14 protein-coding genes are annotated in these 13,198 nt (G+C 66.5%); 8 read left to right on the top strand and 6 right to left on the bottom strand.

Features of this window, described 5'->3' with window-relative positions; all coding sequences use genetic code 11:
• The first annotated feature begins 171 nt into the window (after positions 1-171).
• The 7 genes from AC1Z36_RS12710 (at position 172) to AC1Z36_RS12740 (ending at position 5,286) form a co-directional block, all read left to right on the top strand.
• The gene (locus AC1Z36_RS12710) at positions 172-897 is read left to right on the top strand and encodes an esterase/lipase family protein (protein ID WP_454090831.1); all 726 of its coding nucleotides are present in this window, start codon (positions 172-174) and stop codon (positions 895-897) included.
• Positions 898-1,038: 141 nt separating this feature from the next.
• Complete coding sequence (locus AC1Z36_RS12715) at positions 1,039-1,242, top strand: DUF6480 family protein (RefSeq protein ID WP_105657709.1); 204 nt, start codon at positions 1,039-1,041, stop codon at positions 1,240-1,242.
• Positions 1,232-1,867, top strand: coding sequence for a cyclodeaminase/cyclohydrolase family protein (locus tag AC1Z36_RS12720; protein WP_483561299.1), 636 nt, complete (start codon positions 1,232-1,234; stop codon positions 1,865-1,867). The genes AC1Z36_RS12715 and AC1Z36_RS12720 overlap by 11 nt, the downstream gene beginning before the upstream one ends.
• A 43-nt stretch (positions 1,868-1,910) precedes the next feature.
• Positions 1,911-2,525 carry a flavodoxin family protein gene (locus AC1Z36_RS12725; protein ID WP_483561300.1) on the top strand — a complete coding sequence of 205 codons (615 nt, stop codon included), beginning with the start codon at positions 1,911-1,913 and terminating at the stop codon, positions 2,523-2,525.
• A gap of 120 nt (positions 2,526-2,645) precedes the next feature.
• Complete coding sequence (locus tag AC1Z36_RS12730) at positions 2,646-3,176, top strand: hypothetical protein (protein WP_483561301.1); 531 nt, start codon at positions 2,646-2,648, stop codon at positions 3,174-3,176.
• Positions 3,173-4,600, top strand: coding sequence for a phytoene desaturase family protein (locus tag AC1Z36_RS12735; RefSeq protein ID WP_483561302.1), 1,428 nt, complete (start codon positions 3,173-3,175; stop codon positions 4,598-4,600). Before AC1Z36_RS12730 ends, AC1Z36_RS12735 begins: the two co-directional genes overlap by 4 nt.
• Positions 4,601-4,959: 359 nt before the next feature.
• Positions 4,960-5,286 carry a hypothetical protein gene (locus tag AC1Z36_RS12740; RefSeq protein WP_286134213.1) on the top strand — a complete coding sequence of 109 codons (327 nt, stop codon included), beginning with the start codon at positions 4,960-4,962 and terminating at the stop codon, positions 5,284-5,286.
• A 106-nt stretch (positions 5,287-5,392) separates the two neighbouring features.
• On the opposite strand, the gene AC1Z36_RS12745 is transcribed toward AC1Z36_RS12740, so the two are convergent.
• From AC1Z36_RS12745 to AC1Z36_RS12755, 3 genes are read right to left on the bottom strand one after another with little or no spacing between them, the layout of a single operon-like run.
• Positions 5,393-6,127: a glycosyltransferase family 2 protein gene (locus AC1Z36_RS12745; protein WP_483561303.1), complete on the bottom strand. Its 735-nt coding sequence runs from the start codon at positions 6,125-6,127 to the stop codon at positions 5,393-5,395.
• Entirely contained in the window at positions 6,120-7,490 is a 1,371-nt protein-coding gene (locus AC1Z36_RS12750; protein ID WP_483561304.1) for a PIG-L family deacetylase, read from the bottom strand. Before AC1Z36_RS12750 ends, AC1Z36_RS12745 begins: the two co-directional genes overlap by 8 nt.
• Positions 7,484-8,545 carry an acyl-CoA dehydrogenase family protein gene (locus AC1Z36_RS12755; RefSeq protein ID WP_105657702.1) on the bottom strand — a complete coding sequence of 354 codons (1,062 nt, stop codon included), beginning with the start codon at positions 8,543-8,545 and terminating at the stop codon, positions 7,484-7,486. Before AC1Z36_RS12755 ends, AC1Z36_RS12750 begins: the two co-directional genes overlap by 7 nt.
• A 260-nt stretch (positions 8,546-8,805) precedes the next feature.
• Between AC1Z36_RS12755 and AC1Z36_RS12760 the strand changes: the two genes are divergently transcribed.
• The gene (locus AC1Z36_RS12760) at positions 8,806-8,997 is read left to right on the top strand and encodes a CsbD family protein (protein ID WP_105657701.1); all 192 of its coding nucleotides are present in this window, start codon (positions 8,806-8,808) and stop codon (positions 8,995-8,997) included.
• A 128-nt stretch (positions 8,998-9,125) separates the two neighbouring features.
• Here AC1Z36_RS12760 and AC1Z36_RS12765 read toward each other — a convergent pair whose 3' ends face one another.
• The 3 genes from AC1Z36_RS12765 to AC1Z36_RS12775 form a co-directional block, all read right to left on the bottom strand.
• Positions 9,126-9,602: a pyridoxamine 5'-phosphate oxidase family protein gene (locus AC1Z36_RS12765; protein WP_133833468.1), complete on the bottom strand. Its 477-nt coding sequence runs from the start codon at positions 9,600-9,602 to the stop codon at positions 9,126-9,128.
• Between the two features lie 102 nt (positions 9,603-9,704).
• Positions 9,705-10,835 (bottom strand): YihY/virulence factor BrkB family protein, encoded by a 1,131-nt coding sequence (locus tag AC1Z36_RS12770; RefSeq protein WP_332727418.1) that lies wholly within the window; start codon positions 10,833-10,835, stop codon positions 9,705-9,707.
• 132 nt (positions 10,836-10,967) lie between these two features.
• Complete coding sequence (locus tag AC1Z36_RS12775) at positions 10,968-13,070, bottom strand: catalase (protein WP_133833470.1); 2,103 nt, start codon at positions 13,068-13,070, stop codon at positions 10,968-10,970.
• Between the last annotated feature and the right edge of the window lie 128 nt (positions 13,071-13,198).

Consider the following 13,198-nt stretch of genomic DNA (forward strand, 5'->3'; position numbering starts at 1 on the left):
AGGGCTTCAGCTCGCCGCGGCAGCGGTCTGGCGGGCGGCCCGAGTCCCGGAATTTCCCAGGCCGGGCGATGTCGCTGCCGGACTCAGCCCTACTCATGTGGTGATAATGCTCTTGGGACCGCGCCGCGGCGCAACCGGTCCCACAGCGCAACACGCAGCAAAGGAGCACCGGTGGAGACCAGCACCCTGTCCAGCAGGCTATCGCGGTGGGCGGTCCTGTCCCGCGCCTGGCTGCAGGATTATCTCTATGCCGGTGCCTGGCAGCTGCGTTCGCTGCTGCCAGGTACGGAGGCCGGCCGGCTGCGCTCCGGCAGCCATCCGGCAGCCGAACCGGTGGTGCTAATTCCGGGTATCTGGGAATCCTGGAAATTCCTGCTCCCGCTGGCCGACGCGCTGCACCAGGCCGGCCACCCGGTGCACGTGATCCCGCAGCTCGGCTTTAACCGCGGCACGGTGCCGGAGATGTCCCAGGTGGTCTCCAGCTACCTGGGCCGGGCGCAGCTCGACGATGCGGTGCTGGTGGCGCACAGCAAGGGCGGTCTGATCGGCAAGTACCTGATGTCCGCCTCGCCGCAGGGCTACCGGATCAATCGGATGATCGCCATTGGCACCCCCTTCTCCGGTTCGCGCTATGCACGCTATGCGCCGGTCCGCTCCCTGCGTTCCCTGTCCCCCAACGACCAGGGCCTGCTCAAGCTCTCGGCCAACCTGAGCGTGAATTCCCGGATCATCTCCATCTACAGCAGCTTCGACCCGCACATCCCGGGCGGCTGCGACCTGGCCGGAGCCACCAACATCAAGCTGCCTACACTGGGGCATTTCCGCTTGCTGGCCGATGTGCGCCTGCACGCCGCAGTGCTCAAGCACCTGGCGCCTGGACTGCCTCCGGCCAGCTGAATTCCGGCAGGCAGCACACCGCAATCCGTGCGTTCCGTGTGAATCGCCCGGTGCTGTTGAGCCCGCCGGGGCCCTGGCCTAGCGTGAGCGGACAAGGGCTGGATCCCCAGCCCGCAGCCCAGATGCAGACAGGAGCAGCCGATGGACCCGCAGGAATCCTCCGCGTCGCAGCCCGACGCACAGTTGGATGAAGCCCAAGAGGCCAATCGCGAAGCCGCAGCCACATCCAACCCCGACCCAGAGCAGCAACTGATTACCGGACTGGAGCCGGGCGGTTCGGTGCCGCCGGGCGAAACCCCTCCCGGTGAAGGCTCGATGAGCCAAGACCAGGGGCATGGCGAATAGCGGCCCGCAGCGTCCGATCAGCGAGGCGCGCATTGGACGCTGGCTTGAAGAGCTGGCCGAGTCGGACGGGAATCCGGGCGGCGGAGCGGCGGCGGCACTGATGCTCGGTGCTGCCGCCGCGCTGATGTCCATGTCCGCGGGCTACGGCTCGGCTTCCGGACCCGTTCACACAGAATTCGCCGGCCTGCTGGCCCGGGCCAAGCAGTTGCGGATCGACGCGCTGGGCCTGGCCGACCGGGATGCCAAGGCCTCCGCGGATTTCGGGGAAGCCTCCGCGCAACCGCCCTCGGAGCAGCGCGACCGCCAGCTCGCCGCGGCCTGCTTGCAGGCCGCGAAATCCTCGGCCGCACTCGGTGCGCTGGCCATGACCGCAGTGAATGACCTGCGCTGGCTTGACCAGCATGCGAAACCGCAATTGGTGGCCGATGTCGCCGCAGCGCTGGGCATGGTCCGCGCAGTGCTGCAGGCCGCCAGCAGCAACCTGCGCTACGACCTGTCCCAGCTGCCCTTCGGCCCGGCGCACGCGCAGCACTCCGGATTATGGGATACCGCAGCATCGCTGGAGCGGGCGATGCAGACCGCCGCGCAGCTGGCCGCACGCGTTGATGCACGCATCAAGCGCTGATCCGGCTGCCCGGGAGCACCCTCGATGACAAGGAATGATAGCCATGGCCCAGACACCGATTAATGCACTGATCCTGGTCTGCACCCTTTCCCCTTCGCCCAAAGCCTCCAGCAGCGATCTGCTGGCCCGGCAGGTGGCGGCGGAATTCACGGAGCACCAGGTCCACTCCGAGATCCTGCGCATTGCCGATTTCGACGTGAAGCCCGGAGTGCTCAAGGACATGGGAGACGGCGACCAGTGGCCGGGGATCCGGCAGAAGCTGCTGGCCACGGACATCCTGGTGCTGGCCACCCAGATCTGGGTAGGCCACCCCTCGAGCCTGGCCCAGCGGGTGCTGGAGCGGCTGGATGCCGAGTTGTCCCAGACCGACGAGCAGGGCCGCCCGATCCTCTTCGGCAAGGTGGGCGTGGTGGCCGTGGTGGGCAATGAGGACGGCGCGCACCACGTGATTGCGGATCTGGGCCAGGGCCTGGCCGATGTCGGGTTCACCCTGCCGACCCAGGGCTCCACCTATTGGGTGGGGCAGGCCATGCACACCACCGACTACCAGGATCTGGACCAGACCCCGCAGGTCACGGCCAACGCCACGCAGATCGCCACGAGCAACGCGGCGCATCTGGCGCGGCTGCTCAAGGCCCGGCCTTTCCCGGCCCCCTAGCCGCCGGATGCTGGGTGCTGCCTGCGGATCAGCGTCCGGCCATTGGCCAGCGGCGGCCGGTGCCCTAGCGTTTCAGCCAGCAGAAGACTGCGACCCCAGGCGAGAACTAAGGACGGGCCCATGCCGCACAACACCATCGACCAGACGACTTTGCACCGGTACCTGAGCGAACACCTGCTGGGTTCCGAATCGGGTCTGAACCACTTCAAGGCCGCCCACGGCACCTGGGCGGACACCGCCTATGCCCAGCGTTTCGAATCGCTGCACCAGCAGGTCGAAGCAGATCAGGATGACCTGAAACGGATCATGGACCGGCTGGGCTGCACCAAGCGGCCGATGGCCCGCCTGCTCGCTCCGGCGGCCAAGCTCGCCGGGCACGTCAACCCGTTCAATCCGCTGCGCATGCGCAAGCTGGCCGCCGCGCAGGTGCAGCTCGATGTGCTCACAGGGCTGCTCAATGCCAAGCTGCGCATGTGGCAGACGCTGCTGATGATGCTGCCTCATGATCCGCGCCTGGACCAGGCGCTGCTGCAGGACCTGTCGCACCGCGCAGAGTCACAGATCAGCCAGCTCAAGGCGCTCAGCGACGAAACCTGGCCCGAGCGCTTCGCCCCGCCAGTGAACGATGAACAGGGGGAACACCGCCCATGACACCAAAGAAAGCGAACATTGTTGGCGCCGGCCCTAATGGGCTGGTCGCCGCGGCGGTTTTGGCCGAGCAGGGATTCGATGTCCAGGTCTTCGAGCGCAATGCCCATCCCGGCGGTGCCGCGGCCTCCGGCAGCACGCTGGGCGAAGGCACCATCGTGGACCTGGGAGCTGCCGCCCACCCCTTCGCCTATGGCAGCCGCGCCTTCGCGCATTTCGATCTGGCCGGACATGGTTTGCAGTGGGATTTCCACGGCTATCCGCTGGCCCACCCGCTGGACGACGCCGAGTCGGTCTTCCTGCACCAGGACCTGGAAGCCACCATGGCGCAGTTCCCCGCCGACCGGAAGATCTGGCAGCTGCTGCATGGCCCGCTGGTGCGCCATCCGCAGGAGATCCTGGACAACGCCACCAGCCCGCTGCTGGGCATCCCGCCGCATCCGGTGCTCATGGCACGCTTCGGGCTGCGCGCGCTGCCGCCGGCGAAGCTGCTGGCTTCCGCCGCGTTCCGGACCCGGCAGGCCGCGGCGCTCTTCGCCGGATCCAGCGCGCATTCCATGCTGCCGCTCTCCCACCCGTTCACCTCGGGATTCGGCGCGCTCTTCGGGGCCTTGGGCCAATCCTGGGGCTGGCCGGTGGCGCACGGCGGCACCGGCAGCATCATCGACGCGCTGCTGCGGGTGCTCGACGCGCTGGGGGTGCAGATCCACACCGGGCACCAGATCACTGACCTCGCGCAGCTTCCCGACGCGGACCTCACCTTCCTGGATGCCACGCCCCGCCAGGTAGTGCAGCTCGCCGGCGACCAGCTCCCGGCACGACTGCGCCGGCGGTTCGAGCGCTGGCGCTATGGCACCGCGGCCTACAAGGTGGACTACCTGCTCGATGGACCGATCCCCTGGAAGGATGCGCGCACCGCGCAGGCCGGCACCGTGCATGTCATCGGCGATGCCGCCGAGCTGGCCCGGGCCGAGCGCCAGGTCGCCGCCGGGTCAATGCCCGAACGCCCATTCGTGATGGTGGTCCAGCCTTCGAGCGCCGATGCCTCGCGCGCCCCGGCCGGCTGCCAAATCATCTGGTCCTACGCCCACGTGCCCCAAGGCTACAGCGGGGATGCCGGGGCGCTGATCGATGCGCAGATCCAGCGGTTCGCGCCGGACTTCAAGGACCGGATCGTGCAGCGGGTAGTCACCGGCCCGGCGCAGCTGCAGGCCTGGAATCCGAATCTGGTCGGCGGGGATATCGGCGGCGGATCACTGGCCGGCACCCAGCAGTTCTTCCGCCCCTCGCCCTCGCTGAATCCCTATTCGCTGGGCGTGCCGGGACTGTACCTGTGCTCCTCCTCCACCCCTCCGGGCGGCGGGGTGCATGGCATGGCCGGCTGGCATGCGGCGCACCGGGCGCTGCGTGATCTTGGGCGGGACTGAGCCGCGCAATCACGGTAGCTGAATAGGGATACTGACTAGTAGAGAATAAAGTCTGGGAATTTCCTCAGAATCACGGTCTGTTCGCAACAACTTGGTGTGCCAATGATAATTTCTTATCGAGTCCCCCACCGCTGGCCGCATGGTCCACAGCGTATTCTAAGGGCCACGCTGCCCAGTCCGGAGGGACGGATAACTGCATTGTTGAAGTGAGAAGTATCGTCTAGAAGTGGAGGGTAGTTCACATGCCAGGAAGGCTAGTCAGGTCCCAGACCGCGTTGCGCGTAGCAGAGCTGCTGGGATCACGCGAGGGAAGAAGGCATCTGAGCAGCTATGGCTGGACCCAAGGAATGCCAGTGGTCATGACACAGCCTTTGGAAGCGCTCGATGATGTGATGGGCCTGGTCTCGGTGCACAAGCGGCCGGTGCTGGTCGCGATGGTTGAACCGCAGAGCGAGGAACTGAAGTTCTTGCACATTTCCGAGCCTTCTCCAGTCTTGGAAGTGGTTCAGGCCAGCGCGCCGCGCAGCAAGATCAAGGATCTGTTCGGCCAGGCCGAGCACAGCGGAATGGCTGCATTCCGTGTGAAGTACTGGCAATACACTGCGCTCGCCCACGCGGTTCCGGCTTTCGACGCCAGCATGCTGGGACACAGGTACGCCACGCAGGAGTCCGGCAGCAGCGTGTAACAGCAAGCACCGCCGCAACGGGCACAGCCCCCAGGGAAACCGCGCATCCGCGCAGATTCCCCGGGGGCCGTTCCTATGGCAGGGACCGGGACCGCTTACTTGGGCGCTACCGGGCGTGGAGCATCCGGTGATCCAGCGCGGCAAGATAGTCTGCGAAGCCCTCGCGCAACCGCCCGCGCAAGCGCCCCGAGGTGATCGCCTGCAGCCGGGCCGTGGCCTGGACCCGGTAGCCGGCGCGGCGCAGCGCTTCGACCAAGGCCACATCCTCCCGGGCCGCCAAGGGCTCGAAGCCTCCAACATCCAGGTAGGCAGCAGCGCACACTCCGAAGTTCGCGCCGTGGATATGGCCATGCCCCTCAATCGGCTGGTAGGCCTGCTCCCATAAGGCGAAGATGTGCTCATCGAGTTCGCCGCGGTCCGGTTCCACGGTTCCGGCCACCGCATCGGTCCCGCTGGCGTGCAGGGTGGCAAAGCCCTCCAGCCAATGCTCGGCGACGCAGGTATCCGCGTCGGTGCTGGCCAGCCAGATGGCGCTCGGGTCCGCGTCCGCGCCGAAGCTGGCCAGGGCGTGGCGCGCCCCGGCAGCCCGGCTGGCTCCGACATTGCCGAAGCTGGCCTGCAGCAAGCTGATCCGCTGATCTGAGCTGATCTGCCGCTGGGCAACCTGTACCGTGCCGTCGGTGCAGCTATCGGCAACCACGATGGCCCGGACCTGCAGCTGCGGGCGGGCACGCGCCAACCGGTCCATGGCCGCGCGCACCGAATCCAGGCAGCGGCCCAGGCGTTCTTCCTCGTCATGGGCCGGGATGATGACCGCCATGGCCGCCAGCTGCCTACCCATGGGCACCAGCGGGCTTGCGCAGTATTTCAAGCAGGAAATCGGCCTCGCGATGCTCCACGATGCGCTCCCACCCCAGTTCTCCCGCCATCCGGTGCACATCCTCCCCGTCCAGCGGCCAGCCTTCAATGGGATGCAGCCAATGGCAGAGCACCAGCTCTCCGCCGGCTTCCAGTGCGGCAGCACTGGCGGCGAGCACCTGCGCCAATTCGTCGGCGGCCAGGAAATAGCCGATCTCGCTGAGCACTACCAGCTGCACGCTCCCCGGCTCCAGCTGCGGAAATTGTTGGGGCACCGTGGCCTGCAGCAAGCTGACATGCTCCATTCCGGCCACGGCACGCCGGGCCTGGACTAGCGCTGTAGCGCTGGCATCCACCGCCAGCAGGCTGGTGCTGCGGCGGCCCAGTTCGGCGCTCTGCACCCCGATGGAGCATCCCAGCTCCAAAACCGCCGCATACTGTTCCCGGGGCAGGGAGGCGAGCAGGATCTGCTGCTTGCGCTGCTCGTAGCGGCTGCTGCGGTATTCCCACGGATCTTCGCGTTGCCCGTAGAGCTCGTCGAAGACCACCGGAGCCGACGCGGCGTCCTTGTGGCCAGGCCAGGTGGCGCGGAAGATCTCGGCGCCGCGGGAAAAATGCTGCAGGAAGCCTTCGTTAAGGAGGACTTCGTCTCCTGGCAGGGCGGACAGCGGCCGGGTTTGGGAACGGTGGGCCTCCAGGGCGCGGGCCTTGGCATCCGCGCTGGAGGCATCCAGGGCCAGCCGGCGCCAATGCCTGAAGCTGGGCTGCCGGTCCGGTTGCGCCCAGTGCCAGAACCAGATGGGGAATTCCAGATGGCAGGCATTGTGCGCCAGGGCGCAGTCCGCGGCGAGCAGGCCCAGGATTTCGTGGTCCGGGTGCCCGTCGCCGCGGTAGGTGCTGGCGATCAGGCAGCGCTCGCCGGCGTGCTGCTCAAGGGCTGCGCGGATCGGCTCCTGCTGCGCTTCGAGTTTCCCGTCGCCCAGGCCCAAGCAGTGCAGATGCAGCGTTCCGCTGCGCGGTCCTTGTGCGCGCAGCGTGTCCATGGCCTCGGCCAGCTCGGCCTGGCGCAGCGCGGCCAACTGGGCCGGGGAGTGTGTGGTGGAGTCCGGATGCGAGGCTTCCCCGAAGCTGCAGACGATCACGTGGACATCGATCCCCCGGCCAAGGGCCATGCGGATCAGCCCTCCGGCTCCCAGCGTCTCGTCATCCGGGTGGGCGGCCAGGACAACCACCGATGCGATTGCGTGGAAGAGCTTCTCCGGATCCAGTGCGGCGATCCGCTCAAGCCCAGCCTGCTGCCAGCAGCTTGCAGATGTTCCCTGGTCCTGATGCGTGAAGTTCACCATGCGCTGCCACTTTCCGTTCCGGCGCGGTCCGCAATCAACTGGCCCAGCGCCGCGTCGTCGCGGGCCGCGTGGTGCTGGCGCAGATATATGCCCAGGTCAGCTGCACGCCGCGCATGCTCCTCATCGGCGGTCAGCGGGCCCGGACCGGTGGACTGGCCGCTGAGCTGCAACACCCGCTCGCAGGCCCCGGCCACCTGGCCGCGGACCCGATGGGCCGAAATGGCATCCAGCGCTCCGGCATCGGCCAGCCCGGCGGCCTGTTCCAGCAGCGCGGCGCAGCCGGCCAGCAAGCGGTCTGCTTCGCCGAGCCAAGCAAGGGCCAGCTGATCCGGGGTGCGCGCTTGGGCGCTGCGCAGCAGATGGCGGTAGATTCCCACCGCTGCCCCGAACCAGCAGGCGGCCACGCCAACGCCCCCGACAGCGAACCCGGGACGGGACAGGTACCAGCCGGCGTCCTGCACCGGTTGTGCCGGCACGCCGGTGAAGTTCACGCTGCCGCTGGGCAGCTGCGCCATGCCGCGGCTGACCCAGGCATCCGATGCCGGTTCAACGCCCGGATGCCGCAAGGAAACCATGAACAGCCGGCCACCATCGGGCGTGGGGGCGGTGACCAGGGCATGCGTCAGCTGCGCGGCCAACGAGCACCAGGGCTTGGTGCCGTTCAGCTCCCATCCCCCGCCGGACTGGCGAACCGCTTCCAGGGTGGCGTTGGGCGGCTGCGCGGCGAAAACGCCCCATGCAGTGCCGGCCGGCCACGACATGCCCGCCTGGTTCAGGATTCCCGCGGCATCCAAATGCGGTTCCAGCGTCCTGGCCGCGACCAGGTCGGTGGCGGCCACGGAGGCCAGCAGCTCCCACAGGCGCTGGGTCTGTCCGGCCGCTGGCACCGGAGGTTCCTCCCCCGAACTTTCCAGCGTACGCAGCATCGCTTCCGGGTTGCCCTCGCAGTGCACGGCGGCCGCACGCACCGCTTCTTCGGCGCCCCACCATGACTCGCTGTTGCGGGGGCGGGATCCTGGTTCGGCTGCACTAAACGACACCGGCCGCTGGTCCATCGATTCTCCTTCTCTGCGCGGAACTTTTGGCCAGTCTAGGTCACGGCCCATTCGTGCCCGGCCCAGCTGAATGACTCCTGATAACCGCAAAGAACAGCGCAACGCAGCGAGGCAGTTTATGGGATTGGCCGCCGCGACGGCGGCACTGTGATGATCTGCAAAGTTGGCCGCAAGCAAACTTTCAGCTTCGGGACCCCAATTTGCAATCTGCCCTATAGTTCAAGTTGTCAGTAACCAGATCCACACAGGAGGTAAGAATCATGGGAATTGGAGACAAGATCCAGAACAAGGCCCAGGAAGCATCTGGCAAGGCCAAGGAGGCCTACGGCGATGCCACTGATAATGAGCGCCTGCAAGCCGAAGGCGTGAAGGACCAGGCCGCCGCCAAGGCAAAGCAAGCAGGAGAACACGTCAAGGACGCCGCCAAGGATGTCAAGGACGACCTGTCCTAAACCGCACCACCAGCTATGCCCCATGGATACGAATCCATGGGGCATAGCTCTGCGCCAGGCAATGTGCACAGGAATACGGCCGCTGCTCCAGGAATTTGGAGCAGCGGCCGTTGGCGGTTTTCGGCGTCCTAGAGTTCGACGCTATTCGAGTCCCCGGGCTCGGCAGGTTTGCCGGTGAGCTTCTGCTTCACCCAGCCGGCCACCAGGCTCGCTGCCCCACCGGGGTTCTCCCAGTATTCAGCGGAGTCGGCATCGACGCGCAGCAGCACAGTCTGCGCAGATTCCGGGCCTTCGCTGGCGAAGGTCTCCACCGCGGCGTTCCACAGTTCCTTCTTCTTGGCGACATCGAGCACCACCTCGGCGTGGCCGCTGACCGACACCCACGCCTTGGATCCGCTGAACGCGGCATTGACCAGTCCCTGGGCCCGGATTTCCTGGACAATCCCGGCGTCGGCGGTAGAGAAGAACCAGAGTTCTCCTTCGTCGGTGGCTTCAATCAGCGTCAGGGGGCGGCTGGCCAGCCGTCCAGCGCTGAGGGTTGAGACCATGGCGATCCGCAGGTCCTGGATGATGCTGATGACTTTGCTTGCCTCGTCGTTGGCCATGAAGAGCTCCTTTGTCTTGGAATGATCTGGTCGTTTCACACGCTACCGAGGTGCTGGCCCGCGCCAAGGGGCGCCCAGGCGATTGCCAGCTTCGGCTCCTGCTCAGCTTTCCGGGTTCCGCCTGGAATCCGGATCCGCTTGCTCTTCGGCGTCCAGCTCGCTGGCGAAACGCAGCTGCCGCCCGTCGCTGATGTCCTGCTCTTCTTTTTCCTCCTGCTTCATGCTGGCCTTGGTATCCCGCGGCGGAAGCTGGACCGAGCGCTCGGCGGCAATCCCCGCCTGCAGCTGGCGCCCGCGCTCGGCTTCCGCGTCGAAGACCGCGCCGAACAGCAGCGACAGGTTGGCGATCCACAGCCACAGCAGCAGCACGATGACCCCGCCGATGGCGCCGTAGGTCTTGTTGTAGTTGCCGAAGTTCGAAACGTAGAAGAAGAAGCCGACGGTCGCTACCGCCAGCACGAGCAGCGCGATGGCCGAGCCGAGGCTGATCCAGCGGAACTTCGGTTGCTTCACATTGGGAGCCCCGTAGTAGAGCACGGCCACCAGCACAATCGCGCACAGCACGATCACCGGCCATTTGGCGATATTCCATATCGCCACCGCGCCCTCGCCCAGCCCCATGGCGTTGCCCAGCGCCTGGGCCAGCGGACCGGAGACGATCAGCAGCATCCCCAGCACGGACACGGCCACAAGAAGCACCAGTGTCAGCAGCAGCATCAGCGGGCGCAGCTTGTAGAACGGCCGGCCTTCGGCCACCTCGTAGATCTGGTTCATTGCCCGTCCGAACGCCCCGACATACCCCGAGGCGCTCCATAGCGCACCGAGCAGACCGGCAATCAGCGCCAGGCCTGCCGACGGGGCCGAGGCCAGCTGCTCGATGGGCTGGCGCAGGGTTTCGACCACTTCCTTGCTGGCCAGTTCCTGGATCAGCGAGAGGATGTTGCGGGTCATGTTCTCCGCCTGGCCGGCAACTCCGAGCAGGGAGACTACCGCCAGCAGGGCCGGGAAAATGGAGAGCATCGCGAAATAGGTCAGCGAGGCCGCCATGTCCGTGCATTTCTTCCGGGAGAATTCCCTGATGGAGCGCTTGGCCGCGTATTTCCATGACCTGGAGTGCATATCCGGCGGGGAATCGGGTTTGGATTCGGCATCGGGTCCAGGAGCGTGCCGGGCTTTGGCAGCGGTTTCGGCCGCGTTCCCGTTCCCGGCATGGCTATCGGTTCCTGAAGGCATCTTGCACCTCTTTTCATCAGCTATCTGTGCCAGTTGATTGCCGCCGGCCCTGCTGCTGGGCCAGGCCGGCGCGGCAGGCAAATCGAATCATGCACCTGCCGCGCCACCTGCTAGGCCAGCTGGGCCGCGCTGCTACTCGGCGACCGGGAAACGCTCCCACGCGCGGTGGGTGGACAGCAGCTGCTCCGCGCTTTCGGCCACCGCCGAAAGCTCGACCAGTGCGATGCCCGGCGCGTCATCTTCCAGGCCCACCGCTTGCAGCAGGCCATCGGAGAGCCCGTCCAGGGTGATGATGGCCTTGTTGTGCCGGTAGGCCTCCGCAACCAGCAACGCCACGCGCGGGTCGATGGGAACCCCGCCTGCCCCCAAGGCGCCGGCCTTGGCATCCAGCGCAACCGCGGCGTCCGGGGCCGGCGGCAACGGGCCGATGAGCACCAGCGCATCGAATTCGATGGAGCGCGCCGTCAGGTAGGTGCGGTCAATGGGCAGGTCCGGGGCCACCTCGCCGCCGGAGGCCGAAACGAGCAGCGGGGACATGCCCCGTTCGGCCAGCGCCTGGGCTATTGCTGGCACGTGCTGGTGGTTTCCGCTGTTGAATACCACCCCGACCTTGCGCCCGTCCACTGGCCAGGCTTTTCCGATCTGGGACAGCACGGGGCTGGCCACCGGATCATCCAGCTGCACTGCGGCCGGTGCCGGCAGGCCCAGTGCCTGGGCGACCCCGGCGGCCAGCTGGGTATCGATCTTCGCCAGGCATTCCACCTGCCGCTGGCGGATCGCGGTATCGGTGCACTTGCCCAGTTCAAAGGAGTAGGCCTGCTGCACGTGGGCGCGCTCCACGGCCGAGAGGCTGATGTAGAACAGGCGCGCCTGGCTGTAGTGGTCCGAGAAGCTGGCCGGCTCGGAACGCACCTTCTTTCCGGAGGCCACAGGCTGCGGGAAGTCCAGCGGAGGCTGCTGGCCAGAGAGAACCTGCGACATGTACGGGCAGCCGCCATCCAGCGAGTTCGGCTTGTACGGCGCGATGCCCTTGGGCACCCGGTGCTGGTGGAAGCCGTCGCGGAACATGTCGTTGACCGGAGAGTCCGGCGAGTTGATCGGGATCTGCGCGAAGTTCGGTCCGCCCAACCGGGTCAGCTGGGTGTCCAGGTAGGAGAAGAGCCGCGCCTGCAGCAGCGGGTCGTCGCTGATATCGATGCCCGGAACCAGATGCCCGGGGTGGAAGGCGACCTGTTCAGTCTGCGCGAAGTAGTTCTCCGGGTTGCGGTCCAGCACCATCTTGCCCAGCGGCTGGACCGGGGCCAGTTCTTCTGGCACGAATTTCGTCGGATCCAGCAGGTCGATGCCCTCGAAGACCCCCGAACCGTCGTCGGGGAAAATCTGCACGCCCAGTTCCCATTCGGGGTAGGCTCCGGCATCAATGGCTTCGGCCAGATCGCGGCGGTGGAAGTCCGGATCCGCGCCGGCGGCCAGCTGGGACTCTTCCCAGGCCAGCGAGTGCACGCCGAGCTTGGGCTTCCAATGGAACTTCACCAGTGACGCTTTGCCCGCCTCGTTGACCATGCGGAAGGTGTGCACGCCGAAGCCTTCCATCATGCGCAGCGAGCGGGGTATCGCGCGGTCGCTCATCTGCCACATCACGTGGGCTTGGGCAGGGGTATGCAGGGAGACGAAATCCCAGAAGGTATCGTGGGCCGATTGCGCCTGCGGGATCTCGGTATCCGGGTGCGGCTTCGCGGCATGGACCAGATCCGGGAACTTGATGCCATCCTGGATGAAGAACACCGGGATGTTGTTGCCCACCAGGTCGAAAATGCCCTCTTCGGTATAGAACTTCGTGGCAAAGCCGCGGGTATCGCGGGCCGTGTCCATCGAGCCGCGGGAACCGACCACGGTGGAGAACCGCACGAAGACCCGGGTCTGCTTTCCCGGCTTGAGGAAATCGGCCCGGCACAGCTCGGAGGCGTTGCCGTAGCTGATGAAGGAGCCGTGGGCGCCAGCCCCGCGGGCGTGGACCACGCGCTCCGGAATCCGCTCATGGTCGAAATGCATGATCTTCTCGCGCAGGTGGTGATCCTGCAGCAAGGTGGGCCCGCGCTCTCCGGCTTTCAGCGAGTGGTCGGTATCGCTGACGGGAGCTCCCTGGTTGGTGGTCAGGAATTCGCTGTCCTGGCCGGGGCCGGACAAGACCGGTTCCCCTCCCGGGCTTGCTTGCTGTTGTGGTTCGCTGGCCATGGCACTCTCCTAGCTGCTTGGGAATAATCGGCTGGTGAATGCCACGCTAGGGGCCGGTGCACCGCTGATGCCAGCGAACTAGGCGATTCCCATGATTTACACATGTGCCCGCCCCCGGGCGTGAACAC

Source organism: Glutamicibacter sp. BS14, assembly GCF_056934375.1.